The sequence below is a fragment of the Synoicihabitans lomoniglobus genome, assembly GCF_029023725.1.
GTDB lineage: Bacteria > Verrucomicrobiota > Verrucomicrobiia > Opitutales > Opitutaceae > Actomonas > Actomonas lomonigloba.
Window position 1 is genome coordinate 5,142,937 of the sequence record NZ_CP119075.1, and the last position, 17,697, is coordinate 5,160,633.

Sequence of the window (17,697 nt, forward strand, 5' to 3'; positions counted from 1 at the left end):
CGCAGTGCGTGTTAAAGGGACTGACCGATGGACGTTTGAACGGTTCCTGTGTCCCGTGGGATTTGACCGGGGAGGCGCCGAGGGGGGAACTCAGCGCAGGAGGTCCTCGCCTTCCTCGGGAGTGGGCGCGGTGGCCGCTTGTTCCTGGACTTCCCGGGCTTCGCTGTGGAGGTGGCCTTCTGCATCCATCGAGACTGGTTCCTCGGCGTAGTTTTCCTGGTCGGGCGGGGGGGCAGGCGGTGCTGGATCAGGTGTTGGGATTGATGGGGACACGGCGGATGTTGAGCCCGTCGGCGGGGGCGCCATGTTGATGGGGACGCCTTGGGGGAAGACCACCTCGCGGGCTTCGTCGGGCATCGAAATGTTCGCGTCGGTGAGCTTCCGTTTGGTGAGGCGTTGCAGGGACGACTTGAGCTTGGCCAGGCCGTAGCGGCTCGCGTCGAACCAGTAGTAAATGCGCAGGTTTACGGTGGATGCTCCGAGCACTTCCACGAGCACCATGGGTTCGGGATCGTTCAGCACGGCGGGGTGCTCGCTGAGCATCTGCGCGATCAGCTCCTGCGCTGCTGTGATGGAATCATCGTAACCGATGCCGACCACGAAATCCGATCGGCGGTTGGGGTTGGCCGTGTAGTTGATGATGGTGTTTTTGAAGATGGTGGCGTTGGGGATCTGCACGTGGTTGCCGTCCATCGTCATGAGCACGGTGCAGCGGGTGTTCATGCGTTGCACGATGCCGATTTGTCCGGTCACTTCGATGAGATCGTTGGGGCGAAACGGGCGCCGCAAACTCAGCAAAATGCTCGCGAGGAGATTCTCCGCGATGTCGCGAAACGCGAAGCCGATCACGACGCCCATCAATCCGGTGCCGCCGAGCAACGTGAGTGCCAGGGAAGTGAGCCCGGCGACCTGCAACACGATGTAGAGTCCGATGAGAAATATTGGCAGTGCGACCAGTCGCGCAACGATGGCGACCATGAGGGCCGAGCCATACCGACCTTCGAACGAGGTGCGGGCCAGGCGCGCCACCGCCTTGGTGCCCCACCAGGACAGGAACAGAATGAAGACGGAGAACACGATGAGCGGAAGGGATCGGATAATCTTGGCTCGCAACAGGCGGAGCTCCGCCAACGCCGGAGAAAAGTCCCACCACGCCCGTTCCAGGACGGTCATGCGGTTGACGACCGCCACCACATCCTCGGTGCGTTGCGCGAGCTGTTCGGCCCACGCCAAGTGTTCGGGGGAATCGGTGAGGCCGTCGAGAAAGACCACGCCGTCGCGCACGTCCACCGCGACAGATTCAAACCACGAGGTGGATTGGAGAATGGCGGTCAGCCGCCGGGCGATCTGCTCATCATCGGCCACATCGCCGACCGCGATCCGCTCCGGCGAAACCGGGGTCGGTTCCAGCGGCGAAGTGGTGCGATCTTGCGCCAACGTGGAACCGGTGATGGCCACGAGGAAGATTACGCCCCGCAGGGGAGCACGCCAAAAATCTTTCATGGGTAGGTGAGCATTGCAGGTTGCAGACCCGCGGGAATTGAATCGGTTCGAGCGGAAGCGGCCGCGGTCGTGACGCGGAAAATACCGCGGACCCCTGCGTCACGATTCGTGTTTCCGTGGCGACGGGAAAGCGTTGTAGTGGCGGCGATGTTACGTCGATTGGTCACCCCCTGTCTTGCTCTCCTCCTTGTTTCGGTCGGGGCGTTGCGCGCTCAAACCATCTCGATCACGCCGGACGACGCGAGTGGCACTTATGAGCCGGGTGAGGTGATTCGTTGGGAGGTCACCGTCACCAACGCGGCCAGTCTTGCCCGTCCCACCTATACGATTAAAACCGGCGGGCTGGATACCGTGGCCTCCGGTGATCTTTCGCTGACCGACGGCCGCGCTACAATCGAGAGTTCTCTGGATACGCCGGGTTGGTTGCTGCTGGAGGTGACCGGCACGGGGTCGGGCAACGCGGCCGTCAATGCGTTTGGTGGCGCGGTGGTGGCGTTGGAAAACATCGTGCGCGCCGATGAGCGTCCGGCGGACTTCGATGCGTTTTGGGATGGCAAACTCGCCGAGCTGGCGACGGTGCCCATCAATGCGGTCGAGACGCCCGGGACCTCGGATCGTGCCGGCGTGGATTACTCGACCGTCACTCTCGACGTCCTCGGCGATGACCAGGTGCAGGGGCAACTGGCTCGACCGTCGACCGGCGATACGTTTCCGGCGTTGTTGATCGTGCAGTGGGCGGGCGTTTACAGCCTGCAAAAAAGTTGGGCCACGTCGCGCGCCGCGCAGGGTTGGTTGGTGCTCAACACGCAGGCGCACGATGTGACGCCGATTGAGTCGGATGCATTTTACCAGGCGCTCAACGACGGTGAACTCAGCGGCTATTGGCGGATCGGCAACGAGGACCGTGAGACGAGCTATTTCCTGCGCATGTATCTGGCTTGTCATCGCGCGGCCGAATACCTCGCGAACCGACCCGATTGGGATGGGCGCACGCTTGTTGTCATGGGCGCGAGTCAGGGCGGACTGCAGGCCATCGTGACGGCGGGGTTGCATCCGCAGGTGACGGCGGCGTTGGGCGAAGTGCCGGCGGGTTCCGATCAGGCCGGGCTGGAGGCGGGACGGGTTCCGGGGTGGCCGCAGTGGGCCTGGCAGGCGTGGGACCGGGACTTGGACAAAGTTATGGAGACGGCGCGTTATTTTGATGTGACCAATTTTGCGGCCCGCATCAAAGCGCCCGTGCTCATGGGCGCGGGGTTGCTCGATGATGTCGTGCCGCCATCGAGCGTGTTCACGACGCACGAGCTGCTCACGGGGGCGAAGCAGCTCGTCGTGATGCCGTTGGCGGATCATCAGGATAATCATGGCCCGTATTACGCCGTGCAGGAGCGTTGGCTCGATGATGCCAAAGCGGGTCGCGAACCGGTCATCACGGTGCAGCCTCAGCCCGTGACCGCCCGGACGGGTGAGTCGGTCTTTTTCTCCGTCGCGGCCGGTCAAGCCGAGGCGCTCGGTTATCAATGGTTCAAGGATGGCGAGGCGATTGGCGGAGCGACGGGGAGCGCGGTTTCCGTGGCGGGTGTTACCGCGGCGGATGCGGGCAGCTACGTCGTGCGAGTGACCAGCCCCGGGGGCGCGGTAACGAGCACGGCCGCCGCGCTGACGCTGGCCCCTTCGGTCGAGGCGGGCGACGGACCTCATTTGGCCAACATTTCGACGCGTTGCTACGTGGGCACGGGCAGCGCGATCGGGGTGGCGGGATTTGTGTTGGAGCGCGAGACAACGGTGTTGATCCGCGGCATCGGACCCTCATTGACGGCGTTTCAAGTCGACGGCGCACTGCAGCGGCCGGTGTTGCGTTTGTTCGATGGAGATCGTGAGCAAATCGCCGAGAACCAAGGTTGGAAATCCGACCCGGCAGCCGAGGCCGAACTCGTGGCGGCGATGCAACGTCTGGGGGCTTTTGCGCCGTCTTCGGATGATGATTCCATCCTGCGCGTCACGTTGCCCGCTGGCCTTTATTCGGCGCAGGTCAGTGGTGCCGGGTCGACCACCGGCAATGCGTTGATCGAGGTGTATGCCGAGCCTGATGACGCCGGGGACGATTTTCTCAATCTGTCCTCGCGGTGTTATGTCGGCACCGGCGCGAGCGTGGCGGTGGCAGGACTCGTCCTGCGTGAAGAGAGCACCGTGGTCATCCGCGCCGCCGGACCCTCGTTGGGGGCGTTTGGGGTGGAGGGCACGCTGCGCAAACCGTTGCTCACGCTCTACGATCGTGACGGCGTGGTCATCGCCCGGAATTTTGGTTGGGCGCACAATCCGATGGCTGCCAAAAATGCATTGGCGGAGCAAATGCACCGCATGGGAGCTTTCGCATTTTCGTCACCCGACGACTCGGCCCTCGTGATCACGTTGCCGGCCGGACCGTATACGGCGGAGATCGCGGGCGTAAACGCCACCGCGGGCAACGGCCTGGTGGAAATCTACCTCGTGCGTTGAGGGTGTGCAGCGGGGAGGCGCGGGATCACCGAGAAATGTTGCACGCGGGTGCTTGCCGTGGGCGGGCAGGATGAGTCTGGTGGGAGACTTGAAGACCTCGGGATTGAAGTGGTGGGCAGGGACACGAGTCATCGTGGCGACGGTGGCGCTGGCAGTGGTGGCATACCTCGCGCTGAGGGGATCGCCGCGGGTGAGTGACGTGGCTTGGATACCCGGGGAGTTGGGACATTGGGCCGATCGCCACGGCGCTTTGCGCAATCTCCCCGCTTTCGGATTGTTGGCGTTATTCGGCACGATGGCGTGGGGACTGCGCAAGGGGTGTGGTCTGGCAGCCGTCTTCGCGGTGGGTTTGGAGTTTGCACAGAAGTGGATGCCGCATCGTCGCTTCGATCCGGCGGATATCTATTGGTCCCTGTTGGGTGTCGCGATCGTGGCGGTGGGGGTGTCGGCGGTGCGAGGCGGCGCGCGTTGGGTGGCTCGTCGAAGGCTCGCGGCGCGCGAATAGCGACAGGCGCATCGCCGAAAAAACCCACCTTGAAAACAAGGTGGGTGAATGAGGCCTGATCGGATCAACAGAGCGAGTTTCACTTTGGTCGGTGGATAAGGAAGAGCCGTCGTCAGACCCGAACCAGTTTCGACGAAGCCGCCACCGGAATCGCGGCCCAGGTAGATGCCGAAGTCGTTGTTAAACTCTCCGTCCATTTCATTCCAGCGGTAGACCGCCAGGCCGCCCCATGACGTTTCGGAGGCGAGCGCGGTGTCGTTTTCACGGTGGCCTCGAGTTGCTCCCCGGAGGTATCGCAACGCGCCCCTGATTTTGTTCCGGTGGGGCGGATGGGACCGAGAAGGAAAAACCCGCCTGGGACGGAGGCGGGTTGTCGACTACATGGGAATGTAGCTGGGTTGGGTGCGACTATTTGAGCTCGGCTTCGTGCAACTCCTGCCAGCTGTCGAGGTCGTTCAGGTGCACGGCGTCGAGGATGGTGCCGTCGTCGGGTAGGTTGTTGCTGGCGAGGATGCCTTGCCGGGTTTCGTCGTCGTGGTGGTAGCCGATGACCGACGCGTTGTGGGCGGCGATGGTGTCGGCATCGAGTTTCACGCCGGGTTGAGCTTTTACCCAGGCTTCAAACTGCGGGTAGGTGGGCTTGGCTTCTGCGATGTGGGCGAGCAGGGCGTCGCGAGACAGACCGAGCGCGTCGATCGTCATTTGGTCGTAGCCTTGTCCGGCACCGGGATAGCGAGCGTCGAGTTTGCCGTTGGCTTCGAGCGAGGCCTTGAGCCAAAGACGAGGAAGGTGAAGAACACCGAGGGGCCCGGCGGTGCCGGAGCTGATAAGAGGAATGAAGGTAGCCATGGTTTTGAGGGAGGAGGGTTTTGCACGTTACGTGCGTGAATTCATCGAAGCACGATGCATCTTGATCGCAAACTGCTGAACATGCGAACCCCGCTGAACGTTGTGGCGGTGGCCTATCTTGGAACGGTCGAACGGGATTGAAACGATCTTGGCGCAAGCCTTACGTGGTGGTGAAACTCGCGTAACTTTTGTCCAATCCGCCATGCCCCACACCGACTCAATTGAACAAGTGCGAACCGGCCAACGCCTGGTGCTTTTCGCCATTCTCGCAAATTTGCTGACGCTGCCATTGGCGCTGGTGCCGGAACTCGCGATGGCGCGGGCGGCGGTATTGTTGGTGGCCATGGTGGTGGGAGTCCTCGGTATCGTGCGCATGACGCGTGGACTGGGCTTTCCGCTGATGCTGGTCGTGCTGCTCGCGCTGCTGATGCTGGTGCCCCTGCTCAACCTGCTGCTGTTGGTTTTTGTGAACGCGCGGGCCACGACGTTTTTGCGCGCTCAAGGTTTCAAAGTCGGCCTGCTTGGCGCGAAGCCACCGCCCTCGTAGGGAGCGTTTTTTCTTCCTCGAATTGGAGCGTGAGGCGGCTTACGGATGAGGACCTTGCTCGCTCCGGTTCGAACCCAACTTGTTCTCGTCGGCGGACTGGTGCTCTTGCTCGGAGTGCTCGGCGTTTACTGGCCGGTGTTGGATTATGATTTCGTGCGTTGGGACGACGATATCAGCGTGACCCAGAATCCGCTCATCACCGAGCCGTGGTCGGTGGAATTGGCGGGTCAACTGTGGGGGGGCGACCAAGCCATGCGGTTCAAGCCTCTGCATTGGATGGCCGGTCGGGTGGTGCATGAATACTGGGGCTTCGACCCACGGGCGTGGCATGCGTTCAACCTCGGGTGTCATGCGTTGGCAACCGGGTTGTTTTATTTGGTCCTGTGGCGGATGATGGTCGATGCGGGGGAGGGCGCCGGTGAAGCCAAGCGGGTCGTGATAGCTGGGTTGGGTGCGGCGATTTGGGCGGTGCATCCGCTGCGGGCTGAGCCGGTGGCGTGGGTGACGGGGTCGACTTATCCGTTCACCACCTGCTGGCTGCTGGGATCGTTTCTTTGTTATTTAAAGGGACATGCCCGTGCGACCAAGGCGGCGGGAGGGTGGCTGGCGGCGGCAGCGGGGCTGGCGGTGGCGGGTTACGCGAGCTATCCCATCGGAGTCACCTACGGCCTGTGGCTCATGGCGGTGGACACATGGTGGTTGGGGGTGGTCCCTTGGCGCGGGGCGGCTGCGGGTCGACGACCATGGGGCCGCTGGTTGATGAAGCACGCGTGTTTTATGCTACCGGCGCTCGCGGCGGTGGCGATAACGCTGTGGGCGCGGTTCGTGACACCGGGGATTTTTAGCGAAGCGCCCGACATCGCCTCGGTCGGCCTCGGACTGCGATTGCTGGCGGCAGGGTCGGCTCTCGGCTATTTGGGATTGAGCGTGCTCTGGCCGGTGCAACTGACGCCCAATCTCCCGCCGCTCACCTGGAGTGCGGCCACGGTCGGCAGTATGCTGGTGCTGGCATCGCTGGCGGTGGGGGCGCTCGGGTGGGCGTTTGGCCGGCGGGAGAAACGCCCCCGCACGGCGTTGTTCGTTTGGGGATTCGCCGTGATCTGTCTACCCAGCTTGGGTTTGACGGAACGACCGACCTGGCCCGTCGACCGTTACACGTATTTGCCGCAAATCGTGCTACTGGGCGGAGTGGCCGTCTTCAGTTTCCACCGCCTCGGTCGAACAAAGATTTCGCGGGCTGGAGCCATCGGGTTGGCGATGGGTTTGTTGATCATGGCCGGAGTGGCCACCAGAGGCCAAATTGCGATTTGGCGGGACAGCCGGACGCTCTTCACCTCCATGCGCGATCACCCCGGGTTTACTGACCGTCCGGGCCAACAAGCGCATGTCTACCTCATGTGGGCACGTTTCGAAATTGCCGGAGGCCACCCGCAAAAGGGCGCGGATCTCACCAACACCGCGCAGCAAGTTTATCTCGATGGCATCAATGCGGCGGTGAAGCGGAACGATTATTCCGAGGCGCTCCTTTTGCTAAACCATCTCGAGTATCATCTCGGTATAACGCCCGTGATGAAACGCGAACGCGGGTATTGGTTGCTCCAGTCGGGCCGTCCGGCGGATGCGCAGGCGGTGCTCCGGGAAGTCATGGCAGAAATGCCCGCGGATGAACGAACGATCCTCCTTTGGCGCGAGGCCACCGGGCAGCTTAATCAAATGACCGTCGATCTCTGACCGATCATGGGGTCCATCGGACGAGCGGCTGGTCGGCTTTGACGTAGAGGGGGTGGCGGGGATGGCCGGCCTTGGTGGTGCCGAGGCACCACAGGTCGAACCCGGCGAGAAGCTTCACGACGGCGGCAGCGCGGTCTTGGAAATCCCCGGTGACGCCCCAGGCGGCGATGACTCGTTCGCATTTGGCGGCGGCTTCGAGGAGGGACGCGTCGTTGCCGGGGCCCACGGGATCGGGCGCGGCCATCATTTCCTTGGGGTAGGGCGTGCGCTGACCAAAGAGATTGCCCATGTGAAATCCGTCCATGCCTTCGCGACGACAAAATCCCGCGATCCGCGTGAGGGTGGGATCGAGTTGGTTCTCATCGGCCGTGCTGGGATTGAGCCCGATCCACAACATGAAACGTTCGCCGCCGAAGAGCGGATCGAACCGATGGATGAGCGAGTAGCGGTGGACGCGGTCGGAGGAGAATTGGCAAAGGTTGTCCAAGACGCTTTTTAATCACGATTGATTGGCCGGAGACACGCCGGAAATGGGCGGTTTCGCTCGAATCGGGGGCGCGGGTGGGTCGCCGCCGGCATCTCGTGGGAATACGACCGGGGCTTAACGCCTATCATTCTGAAGGATAAATTCATGTGCCGTGGTTTGTCCTTTGGCCGCTTTTGCGCGATTCGTCATCTGTTCCCTCCATTCCCTGTTCTGTTGACCATGAAACTACCCGCTGCTCTTCGCTTCACATCGCTCTTCGCCACTGGTCTGGCTTTGCTCTCGATTACCGTTTCGGCGCAGGAGCCGTTGAATTTCCCCGCGCCCAGCCCGACCGCCAAAGTGGCCCAGACCGTCGGGTTGACCGAAGTGGAGATCGTCTACGCACGTCCCGCCATGAGGGGCCGCAAAATTTTCGGTGCGCTGGTGCCGTATGATGCCATCTGGCGCACGGGGGCGAATCAGTCCTCCAAGATTTCCTTCAGCGGGCCGGTGGTTTTTGGCGGCGTGGAAGTGCCCGGTGGCACGTATGCCCTCTACACGGTGCCCGGTAGTTCAAAGTGGGAGGTGATCCTCTCGCGTAACACAGAGTTGTGGGGGTCCTACGGTTATGTGCCCGACCAAGAGGTCGCACGGATCGAAGCGAAGCCCATCAAGACCGCTGAATCCGTCGAATCACTGACCCTGTCGATCGATGGCGTCGATGCTGATGCGGCGACGCTCAACATCGCTTGGGAGCGCGTCCGGGTTTCGGTGCCTATTTCGGCGGATACCCAACCGGTGCTCATTCCGCAAATCGAGGCGGTGATGGCCAGCGACGCGGAGAAAAAACCATATTTTGCCGCCGCCATGTATCTGTATTCCAAGGGCGTCATGTTGGACCAAGCCGCGGAGTGGATTGGCATCGCCGCCGCGCAGCAGCCCGACGCGTTCTGGCTCACGTATCGCCAGGGCCTCGTGCTGGAAGCAGCGGGCGACAAGGTGGGCGCGATCGCCGCTGCCGAAAAATCCCTCGCGAAAGCGCAAACGCAGGAAGGCGAAATCAAGGCAGAATACACGCGGCTCAACGAGCAACTCCTTGCCCGTCTCCAGCAATAAACCGCATCGGGTCGGGTTCGTTTAGCCACGAATGCATACGAATGGCTGCACCATCGTTTCGTTTTTCCGCAATCTTACCTGTTTGGGATTTTTATTCTGCCGCTTGAAAACCCCTCAACCCTGCGTTGCTCCGACTTGCTGGCGCAAGCGGTAGCGCCGCCTCTTCCTGTCTATTAGTGGTTCCCTCCCTCCCTCTCTCGTGTGTTTTCCCAAATTCCCCCTGTTCCTTCGAATGTTCACTCCGCTGGCCGTGCTCGGCACCATGACGCAGGCTCAAACCGCGCCACCGAGTGCGGGGGTGATTTTGGAGGACCTCGAACGGCTGCGCGAAACGGCGCGCGTGCTTTATGTGGCCGCGCATCCTGACGACGAAAATACGCGGCTCATCGCCTACCTCGCCAACGGCCGGCACTACCAAACCGCCTACCTTTCGCTCACGCGCGGCGACGGCGGGCAGAATCTGATCGGTCCGGAGTTGCGCGATGCGCTGGGCGTGATCCGCACGCAGGAGCTGCTGGCGGCGCGGCGCATCGACGGGGGGCGCCAGTTTTTCTCCCGCGCCAACGATTTCGGGTATTCAAAAAGTGCTGACGAGGCATTGAGCGTGTGGGACCGGCAGGAGGTGCTGGCCGACACCGTGCGCGTGATCCGCGAGTTTCGCCCCGACGTCATTGTCACGCGATTTTCTCCGACCCGCGGCGGCACCCATGGGCATCACACCGGTTCGGCGGTGATGGCCGTGGAGGCGTTCGCATTGGCGGGCGATCCGCAGGCATTTGCCGATGAGCTGGGTCATCTCGAACCGTGGCAACCGCAGCGCGTGGTGTGGAATGCGTGGAGCTGGGGCGGCGCGGTGCACGAGGGCGCTTTGACGATGGAAGTCGGGGGCTACGATGCCGTGCGCGGGGAGTCGTTTGGGGAGATTGCGGCGCGCTCGCGGTCGCAACACCGGAGCCAGGGCTTTGGGTCGGTCGGCAGTCGGGGCAATGCCGCAGAACAGTTCGTGCATTTGGTGGGTGACGAGGCGACGACGGATTTGATGGATGGCGTCACCGATACCTGGACCCGTTATCCCGGCGGCGATGCGATCGCCATGGCGTTGGATGCGATTCTCCACGGCTTCGACCCGCGTCATCCCGGTCAAAGTGTGTCGGCATTGCTGGCCGTGAAAAAAGCCCTGACCGCTCTGCCGCCGAACGACGTATTTGTGGCGGAAAAACACGCGCAGCTGGACCAGGTTCTCGCCGCTTGTCTGGGGCTCTATGCGGAGGCAACGGTCGAAAACGCCCGGGTCGCACCGGGAGAGCCGCTCAAGCTCACGCATGCGGTGGTGTGGCGCCAGGCGACTCCGGTCGCCGTGACTTGGCAGAGCGTTCGCTACCTCGCGGACGACGAAACTGTTCCGGTCGGCCGGGTGTTGCAATTGAATGAAAACGAAACCCTGGAGGTTACGCGTAACCTTCCAGTGGATACGGCGTTGACGCACCCGTATTGGCTGGAGTTGCCCAGCACGGCGGGCATGGCGCAAGTGGCGAATGCTTCGCTCATCGGCACGCCGGAGAACGAGCCCGCGTATGCGATGGTCTATACCTTCGAGGTCGGCGGCGAAACGCTCGCGGTCCCGGTGGCGCCGGTGCAGGTCACCCGCGACCGGGTGCGCGGCGAGCTGCGCGACACGTTGCAAGTGATCGCACCGGTCGCGGTTTCGTTCACGCAACATCTGGAGCATTTCAAGCCCGGGGAAACCCGAACCATAACGGTGCAAGCCACCTCTGCGCGGGCCCATGTGGAAGGTGTCCTGAGTCTCGATCTGCCGACGGGTTGGACGGCGACGCCGCTTCGGCAGGAGTTTGCCTTGTCGGCGGTGGGGGATCGCACGGAAGCGGCCTTTGCCGTGACGGCGCCCGAGGGCACCACATCGGTTAAACTGGGGGTTCACGCCATCGTGGGTGGTCGCCGCTTTGATCGCGACCCGCAGGTGGTGGCCTATGATCACATTCCGGTGCAAATGCTGCAGCCGACCGCAACGCTGACGGCGATGAGTTTCGATCTGAAAATCCGGGGCGACCGCGTCGGCTTCCTGCCGGGGGCCGGAGACACCACGGCCGAAGCGCTGACATTGATGGGCTATGATGTGACCGTCTTGACCGAGGCAGATCTCACGGCTGACGGACTGGCCGGATGGGATGCGGTGGTGCTGGGTATTCGTGCTTTCAATACGAGAGCGGAACTGGCCGACCACCGCGCGGCGCTGTGGGACTATGTGAAAGCCGGGGGCAACGTGATCGTGCAATACAACACGAACGGCGGACTGCCCGACGGGAGTCTCGGTCCCTACCCGTTGAGCATTTCGCGCGACCGCGTGACCGATGAGACGGCGGCGGTCACGCTGCTCGATCCGGCGCACCCGGCCATGACCGGACCGAACCGGATTACGGCGGCCGATTTCGACGGCTGGGTGCAGGAGCGTGGTTTGTATTTCCCGAATGAGTGGGACGCCGCCTACACGCCGTTGCTCAGCATGGCCGATCCGGACGAAGCCGCTACCCAGGGTAGTCTCTTGGTGGCCAAACACGGTGACGGTTACTTCGTCTACACGGGATTATCATTCTTCCGCGAGCTGCCCGCTGGTGTGCCCGGAGCCTATCGGTTGCTGGCAAATCTCGTGTCGCTCGAGTGAACTCGGGCATGCCCTGAAGATTGTCGCGACGCCGTCTCTCGCTTCATTAGGGGCGCTTGATCAGAGCCGCGATTGCCGTGCCGCAGCCAAATCCGGCGACGTGGGCGAGCACATCGGTTTGCGCGTCGCCGGCGCCGTAGAGACCCAGGATTGCCAACCCGGCGGCGGCGGGAATGAGGAGGGGACGCCAGCGCCCCGGTTGTCCCCGACGACGCAGGGCCCGGCCCGTGAGCAATCCGAGCCCAGCGAACACCGTGGTGGACGCACCGATTGAATGGTGGCCGCCGGAAAGGGCGATGATGGCTACAAGCGCGTTGGCCAGAACGGAGGAACCAAGCAGGCGCGCCCACGCGGACCAGAGGGGTTCGAGACAAAACCAGGTGCGCAGAATGAACCAACCCGAGATCAGGTTGGAGACCATGTGCCCGATGTCGGCATGCAGAAAAAGCGCCGTAAAAGGACGCCAGAGTTCGCCTGAGTGCCAAACCGCCCGGGCGTCGAGCATCCCCCAGTCGGTGATACCGGGGGCGATTTGTTGCATGCGATATACCCACACGATGGCCAGTCCCCACAGGAGGGGAGGAAACAGTCCGCGGTGAGGATTGTCGGGCGTTGGTTCCACGGGCGCACGGGGTGGCCAATAGGCGGATTCGCGTTCAAAGCGGGCGAGTTGCTCGCGCACGATCGCGGCCGATGCCGGTGCGACAAGCAGGATCTGGCCGCCGGGGCGGACTGCTTCGGGGTCGGGTTCCAGCCAACACGCTTCGCCCATCGCCAGCGCCACCAAGCTGCGCTCCTGCGCCGCTGGGTGGCTGGCGTAGCGCCCAACGACGATGCGATCGTCCGGAGCCTCGTCATCCGTGAGGTTGGCGGCATCGAGTGGTGGCTGGTCGTCCCGGGTCATCGGCAAAGTCCCACCGTGACATGAAGTCGGGCGGCTGGCGAGTCCGCCGACCGGTCTCGGTTGTATTCAAATAATGATCACACTCTGAAAGGCTTTGGCGGCGTGGGGGACCTCGGATCTGCACAAGTTCGTCAACGGAGACAAAACCCGTCACCCCGAAGACCTCGCGCTGATTGACCGGACGGTCGACCCGCGGTATCGATCTGGTGCCGTGGTTTACGCTGCCTCCATACGGTGCGGCGCCACGCGAATTACCCACACGATTCTCCCCCCTTTGACGTATGAAGTATTTCGGTTTTACCGCCCTTTCACTTGGTTTCACGCTGCTGGGCTCTGTGCAGGCGGCGACTGACGCGCCGCTTTCGGAGTTCGGTCTGAGTTTCGTTCCGGACTACACCTTTGAAGGTTCCAGCCTAAGCGGTTGGCGCGCGTGGGGCGATGCTGACTGGCAGGCCAGTGACGGCGAAGTCCTGGGCCAGGGTGGCCCGAAAGGCGGCTGGTTGGTCTTCGAGCGCGGGCTGCAGGACGTGGGGATTCACGCCAAATTCAAGGCCACCGTTGGCACGCAGGTCGGGGTGTTGTTGCGCATCGAGCCCGTCGACGCGGGTTACCGGGGCGTGTTGCTGGAGCTGGCGGGCGAGGAAATCGCATCCTTCAGCGTCGTGCTCGATAACGATGGAAATGAAATCAACCGCGAGGAACTGCGCTACGCTGGTGGCATCATGTATCGCATGGCGCCCCCGCCCGACGAGTCGGGTCGCCACCGCAATCGGCCACGCGCGGAGCCGCCCGCGGATTTACCGGTGACGGCGCCCGATACGAGTTACCGCGTGGACGACTGGAACCAGATCGAGACCTTTTTGGAGACCAATGTCATTCGCAGTTTTCTGAACGATGGCCGGGAAGTCGGTGGCGCAGTGGGCGGTGACGCGGCGTTGACCGGTTTCGGACCGATCGCGCTCCGGGTCGGGGGCACTGGGGAGGTGCGTTTCAAAGACGTGATGGTGAAGGATATCGCGTTTCGGCAAACTCCGGCCGAGACGACTTCGCCGCAGTTTGAAGTGCAGCGGGTCAGTGAGTTTTACTACTCATGGGGTTCGGCGGCCGCCGATTTCAACCGCGATGGGCACATCGATGTCGTGGCGGGCCCCTACGTTTATTACGGCCCGGAGTTCACGGATTTTCGTGAAATCTATGTGGCGGTGGCCAAGGGGCCGTCGCAGGAGTTCGTGGCCGACAACCATCAGTTCGCGCACGACGTCAATGGCGATGGTTGGCCGGACGTGATCAGCGGGTGGACGAACCCGGCCGTTTACCTCAACCCGCAAGGCGAGTCACGACGCTGGGCCAAGTATAACCCGATTCCCCGCACCCAGAGTGAGACCACCTTGTTCACCGACATCGACGGCGACGGTCGGCCGGAGTTGGTCTACGCTTCCGGGCAACAATTTCGCTACGCCAAACCGGACGCGTCGGAAAGCTGGACCGAGATCAATATTTCCGAAGCAGGTTACGCCTTGTCGCACGGCATCGGCACGGGCGACATCAATGGCGATGGCCGTGTCGATATCCTCGGCGCGACCGGCTGGTGGGAACAGCCGGAGAGTCTGAACCCGGACAAGACGTGGGCCTACCATCCGGTGGCGTTTGGTCGTTATGGCAATCGCTCCGGCAACATTGGCGGATCAGTCATGGCCGTTTACGACGCGAACGGCGACGGGCTGAACGACGTGGTCACCAGCCTCAACGCGCACGGCTTCGGGCTGGCGTGGTATGAACAACAGCGCGAGGCGGACGGCGCGATCACCTTCGTGCGCCACATGATCAGTGACGACTATTCGCAACCCAGCGCGGGCGGGGTGACGTTTTCGCAAGCTCACGCCGCGACCTCTGCGGACCTCGATGGCGACGGCATGATGGAGTTCATCATCGGCAAACGCGCCTTCACCCATCTGGACAACCTCTACGATCCCGATGCTTACGGGCCGCCGGTGTTGTATGCGTATCGCGCGGTAAGAAACACCGACGCCCCCGGCGGGGCCGAGTTCGTGCCGGAGTTGATTCACAACCGCTCTGGCGTGGGCTCGCAGATCACGGCTCTCGATCTCAACGACGACGGTGCGGTCGATCTGCTCACCTCGAACAATCGCGGCACGTTCATTTTTTGGAACAAGCGAGCGGCGAAATAGCGCCCGAGAAATCGGCCCCCAAAAAAACCCCTCACGCGATACTGCATCGGATGAGGGGGGCGGGGTCGAAGCAGTGTGTGCGCTCCGGGGGGACGACCGTTAGTTGTTGTGCGGCACTTTGGGGGGGAGGTCCCGCATCAGGGCGGCGTCCGTTGAGTCGGTGGCGTGGCTGGTCACGGCGCCGGGGCTCGACTGGTTGCTGAGGGTGTTGACGGGGGTGATCAGGCCGGTGGTTCCGTCCATTTCAAAGACCGTCCACAGGTTGCCGACCTGACCGGTGGGCACGCGGAACCGACCGACTTCGCCCGAGCCGGCGAACACCCGCACCAAGGCGTCGGAGTTGTTCGACATGACCGTGCTGGTGGTCGACGAAAGAGCGGAGAAGTTGTGGACCGAATAGCGGTAGGTGCCTGCCCGTCGGGCCGTCAGCGTGATCGTTTCGGGTCCGAATGACGATGTGTCGTCCACGTCGAGCGCAGCATTGGGCAATCCTGTCAGGCTGCCGCGGGAAGCGTAGTAGATATGGAAGCGACTGGTGCCATTGGCTGGTCCGGTGAGGTGGGAATCGAGATCAGACGGCGCGCTGCCCCAAGTGAGCACAACGCGGACTTCGTTTTCGGCGAGCACCGGTGAGGCCGAGAAGTTTTGTTGGGCGATATTCTCACCGCCGACGGCGGCGCAGACGAACCGAGCCGTAACAAAACCCGAGGCGAGCACTTCGCAGGTGTAGGTTCCACTGGGCAAAGCGACCGAAAAGCTGCCGTCAAACGCGGTGGTGGTGGTGGCGAGCGCCGCTCCACTGGTCGCGCCGACACCGGCGCGGAAGGTCAGCGTGGCGCCGCTGAGGTTTTGACCATTCAGTGCATTGGTGATCGCGCCCGAGACGGTGCCGTTGCCCGCGCGGTTGGGGGCGAACAGGATGGTATCCACCTGCACGGTCGAGTTGGCGGCGACCTCAGCGGTCATGGACGTCGAAGCGTAGCCGGCGCGCGAGATGGTGGCGAGAGCGGTGCCGGCGTTGAGCGTCACGCTGTATTCGCCGGCCGCATCGGTGACGGTGGAGGCAATGGGGGAATTGGCCGACCCGAAGAAGGTCACGGTGGTGTTGGGCAACAATTCGCCACTCAGGCCGTCGCGAATCGCGCCGCGCACGACGCCGGTCTGGGCCGAGACCACGTAGGGAATCTCGTAGACCTCGATCAGGGCCTGGCCGATGGCACCCTGACTGCCGTTCACCGCGACGGTGTAAGCCCCGGGACTCAACGTGGTGACCAAGGCGGCATCGGGGGAATTGGCGGACAAGGCAAATGCGCCACTCACCGAGGCGGCGGCGGTGAGGGCGGCGGCCTCGTTCGCGTTGTCGTCCCAATCGTCGTTTTGCCCGATGACGTTGGGACCCTGATACAGGGTGAGCATCGGGTTGGCGTTGACGTTGGGCACGCCGAACTGAATCAGACCGGGCCCGACGGCGCGGACCATGATCGAGCGGGGGCTGTCCCCGGTGATCACGAAACCCACCACGAACGTGGAGGAACCGATCTGGGCGTTGACGGACAAGTTGACCAACTGAGCGAAGCCGAGCAGCGGGCTCAACGTAAGTGCCGCGCAGAGTAGCAAACGGGCGCGCATCCGGGAGAACGAGAAGAGAAACGAGTGCATGAGACGATGGGTTGGGAGGAAAACCGGAGCGCGCTTGAAAGCGGCTCCTGGGGTCCAAACGCAGATTCTCCGTCAATCCAGACAGCTAGTTTTCTCTAAAATGCGGCCGGTGTGCGCCGGGCCTGCTTGCCCTGCCAGCTTCCGAAACCCGTCCCGATTCTGAGTTACAGTCTCGCCTGCGCCCACGCCAACACGCCCTGACAACCGTCTTCGAGCAGGTCGAGGACGTGTTCGAATCCTTGCGGCCCACCGTAGTAGGGATCGGGGACTGCGGTCTCTGAATGATGTTCGCAGAACGAACAAAAAGACTGCACGCGGGCGCGCTGCTCGTCGGTGGAGGCGAGGGCGAGCACGCCGCGATGGTTGTCTTCGTCCATCGTCAGGATGAGGTCAAACGCGTCGAGGTCGGCGGCCACCACTTGGCGGGCGCGACTGGTGAGATCGTAACGGCGTCGCGCGGCGGCGGCCCGCATGCGGGAGTCGGCCCGATCGCCGGCGTGCATGCCGATCGTGCCGGCGGAATCGATGCCGATGCGCTCAGCCAAACCCGCCTCGGTCACCAGCTTGGTCAGCACGCCTTCACCGGCCGGCGAACGGCAAATGTTACCCATGCAGACGAAGAGGATGCGGAGAGGGCGGGCGGACATCGGTAGCGCTCAGGCTTTTTTGACGAAGCAGGATTTGAGGGCCATGGCGATGCCATCGACGCGGCAATCAATGTCATGATCGCCGTCGACCAAGCGGATGTTTTTGCCCTTGGCTCCACCTTTGAGGACCTGGGTCGAGCCGCGTAGTTTGAGGTCTTTAATGAGGACAACGTCGTCGCCGTCGGCCAGCACCGTGCCGTGCGCATCCTTCACGACACGGGCGGTTTCCGCCTCGGCGGCCCGGGGCCATTCATGCCCGCAGGTCACGCATTCCCAGTGATCGGCGTGGGGAAGAATGTCATCGACGGTGCAAACCGGACAGGTGGTGGGATCGCTCATAATCTTTGGCGCAGCCCATCGGCAATCGCGAGGGATGCCAAGTTTCTTGGCGTGCGGGAATCGGCG

14 protein-coding genes are annotated in these 17,697 nt (G+C 62.8%); 7 read left to right on the forward strand and 7 right to left on the reverse strand.

What is annotated here, in order from left to right; genetic code table 11:
• Window positions 1-90: 90 nt before the first annotated feature.
• Window positions 91-1,503 carry a mechanosensitive ion channel family protein gene (locus PXH66_RS19780; protein ID WP_330930777.1) on the reverse strand — a complete coding sequence of 471 codons (1,413 nt, stop codon included), beginning with the start codon at window positions 1,501-1,503 and terminating at the stop codon, window positions 91-93.
• Window positions 1,504-1,650: 147 nt separating this feature from the next.
• On the opposite strand from PXH66_RS19780, the gene PXH66_RS19785 reads away from it, so the two are divergent.
• The gene (locus PXH66_RS19785; protein ID WP_330930776.1) at window positions 1,651-3,999 is read left to right on the forward strand and encodes an acetylxylan esterase; all 2,349 of its coding nucleotides are present in this window, start codon (window positions 1,651-1,653) and stop codon (window positions 3,997-3,999) included.
• 88 nt (window positions 4,000-4,087) lie between these two features.
• Window positions 4,088-4,504: a hypothetical protein gene (locus PXH66_RS19790; RefSeq protein ID WP_330932125.1), complete on the forward strand. Its 417-nt coding sequence runs from the start codon at window positions 4,088-4,090 to the stop codon at window positions 4,502-4,504.
• 408 nt (window positions 4,505-4,912) lie between these two features.
• Here PXH66_RS19790 and PXH66_RS19795 read toward each other — a convergent pair whose 3' ends face one another.
• The gene (locus PXH66_RS19795; protein ID WP_330930774.1) at window positions 4,913-5,353 is read right to left on the reverse strand and encodes a DUF5069 domain-containing protein; all 441 of its coding nucleotides are present in this window, start codon (window positions 5,351-5,353) and stop codon (window positions 4,913-4,915) included.
• 202 nt (window positions 5,354-5,555) lie between these two features.
• Between PXH66_RS19795 and PXH66_RS19800 the strand changes: the two genes are divergently transcribed.
• Both PXH66_RS19800 and PXH66_RS19805 read left to right on the forward strand, forming a co-directional pair.
• The gene (locus tag PXH66_RS19800) at window positions 5,556-5,900 is read left to right on the forward strand and encodes a hypothetical protein (RefSeq protein WP_330930773.1); all 345 of its coding nucleotides are present in this window, start codon (window positions 5,556-5,558) and stop codon (window positions 5,898-5,900) included.
• 45 nt (window positions 5,901-5,945) lie between these two features.
• A complete protein-coding gene (locus PXH66_RS19805; protein WP_330930772.1) occupies window positions 5,946-7,631 on the forward strand; it encodes a hypothetical protein in 1,686 nt (561 codons plus the stop codon).
• 4 nt (window positions 7,632-7,635) lie between these two features.
• Here the strand turns inward: PXH66_RS19805 and PXH66_RS19810 are convergent, their stop codons facing one another.
• Entirely contained in the window at window positions 7,636-8,118 is a 483-nt protein-coding gene (locus PXH66_RS19810; protein WP_330930771.1) for a DUF1643 domain-containing protein, read from the reverse strand.
• 219 nt (window positions 8,119-8,337) lie between these two features.
• Between PXH66_RS19810 and PXH66_RS19815 the strand changes: the two genes are divergently transcribed.
• A complete protein-coding gene (locus PXH66_RS19815) occupies window positions 8,338-9,213 on the forward strand; it encodes a DUF2911 domain-containing protein (protein WP_330930770.1) in 876 nt (291 codons plus the stop codon).
• Between the two features lie 232 nt (window positions 9,214-9,445).
• Complete coding sequence (locus PXH66_RS19820) at window positions 9,446-11,893, forward strand: PIG-L family deacetylase (RefSeq protein WP_330930769.1); 2,448 nt, start codon at window positions 9,446-9,448, stop codon at window positions 11,891-11,893.
• Between the two features lie 46 nt (window positions 11,894-11,939).
• On the opposite strand, the gene PXH66_RS19825 is transcribed toward PXH66_RS19820, so the two are convergent.
• Window positions 11,940-12,797 carry a rhomboid family intramembrane serine protease gene (locus tag PXH66_RS19825; protein ID WP_330930768.1) on the reverse strand — a complete coding sequence of 286 codons (858 nt, stop codon included), beginning with the start codon at window positions 12,795-12,797 and terminating at the stop codon, window positions 11,940-11,942.
• Between the two features lie 281 nt (window positions 12,798-13,078).
• On the opposite strand from PXH66_RS19825, the gene PXH66_RS19830 reads away from it, so the two are divergent.
• Window positions 13,079-14,986 carry an FG-GAP-like repeat-containing protein gene (locus tag PXH66_RS19830; protein ID WP_330930767.1) on the forward strand — a complete coding sequence of 636 codons (1,908 nt, stop codon included), beginning with the start codon at window positions 13,079-13,081 and terminating at the stop codon, window positions 14,984-14,986.
• 99 nt (window positions 14,987-15,085) lie between these two features.
• On the opposite strand, the gene PXH66_RS19835 is transcribed toward PXH66_RS19830, so the two are convergent.
• The 3 genes from PXH66_RS19835 to PXH66_RS19845 form a co-directional block, all read right to left on the reverse strand.
• The gene (locus tag PXH66_RS19835; protein WP_330930766.1) at window positions 15,086-16,645 is read right to left on the reverse strand and encodes a carboxypeptidase regulatory-like domain-containing protein; all 1,560 of its coding nucleotides are present in this window, start codon (window positions 16,643-16,645) and stop codon (window positions 15,086-15,088) included.
• A 164-nt stretch (window positions 16,646-16,809) separates the two neighbouring features.
• Window positions 16,810-17,292, reverse strand: a complete 483-nt coding sequence (locus tag PXH66_RS19840; protein ID WP_330930765.1) for a low molecular weight protein-tyrosine-phosphatase — start codon at window positions 17,290-17,292, stop codon at window positions 16,810-16,812.
• A gap of 9 nt (window positions 17,293-17,301) precedes the next feature.
• On the reverse strand, window positions 17,302-17,631 hold the full coding sequence (locus tag PXH66_RS19845) for a zinc ribbon domain-containing protein YjdM (protein ID WP_330930764.1): 330 nt from the start codon (window positions 17,629-17,631) through the stop codon (window positions 17,302-17,304).
• Window positions 17,632-17,697 lie beyond the last annotated feature (66 nt).

What these genes read in the sequence shown, in the direction of transcription:
- PXH66_RS19780 (WP_330930777.1), bottom strand. Translation starts at nt 1,503, where the DNA reads ATGAAAGATTTTTGGCGTGCTCCCCTGCGGGGCGTAATCTTCCTCGTG.
- PXH66_RS19785 (WP_330930776.1), top strand. Translation starts at nt 1,651, where the DNA reads ATGTTACGTCGATTGGTCACCCCCTGTCTTGCTCTCCTCCTTGTTTCG.
- PXH66_RS19795 (WP_330930774.1), bottom strand. Translation starts at nt 5,353, where the DNA reads ATGGCTACCTTCATTCCTCTTATCAGCTCCGGCACCGCCGGGCCCCTC.
- PXH66_RS19800 (WP_330930773.1), top strand. Translation starts at nt 5,556, where the DNA reads ATGCCCCACACCGACTCAATTGAACAAGTGCGAACCGGCCAACGCCTG.
- PXH66_RS19805 (WP_330930772.1), top strand. Translation starts at nt 5,946, where the DNA reads ATGAGGACCTTGCTCGCTCCGGTTCGAACCCAACTTGTTCTCGTCGGC.
- PXH66_RS19815 (WP_330930770.1), top strand. Translation starts at nt 8,338, where the DNA reads ATGAAACTACCCGCTGCTCTTCGCTTCACATCGCTCTTCGCCACTGGT.
- PXH66_RS19820 (WP_330930769.1), top strand. Translation starts at nt 9,446, where the DNA reads ATGTTCACTCCGCTGGCCGTGCTCGGCACCATGACGCAGGCTCAAACC.
- PXH66_RS19825 (WP_330930768.1), bottom strand. Translation starts at nt 12,797, where the DNA reads ATGACCCGGGACGACCAGCCACCACTCGATGCCGCCAACCTCACGGAT.
- PXH66_RS19830 (WP_330930767.1), top strand. Translation starts at nt 13,079, where the DNA reads ATGAAGTATTTCGGTTTTACCGCCCTTTCACTTGGTTTCACGCTGCTG.
- PXH66_RS19835 (WP_330930766.1), bottom strand. Translation starts at nt 16,645, where the DNA reads ATGCACTCGTTTCTCTTCTCGTTCTCCCGGATGCGCGCCCGTTTGCTA.
- PXH66_RS19840 (WP_330930765.1), bottom strand. Translation starts at nt 17,292, where the DNA reads ATGTCCGCCCGCCCTCTCCGCATCCTCTTCGTCTGCATGGGTAACATT.
- PXH66_RS19845 (WP_330930764.1), bottom strand. Translation starts at nt 17,631, where the DNA reads ATGAGCGATCCCACCACCTGTCCGGTTTGCACCGTCGATGACATTCTT.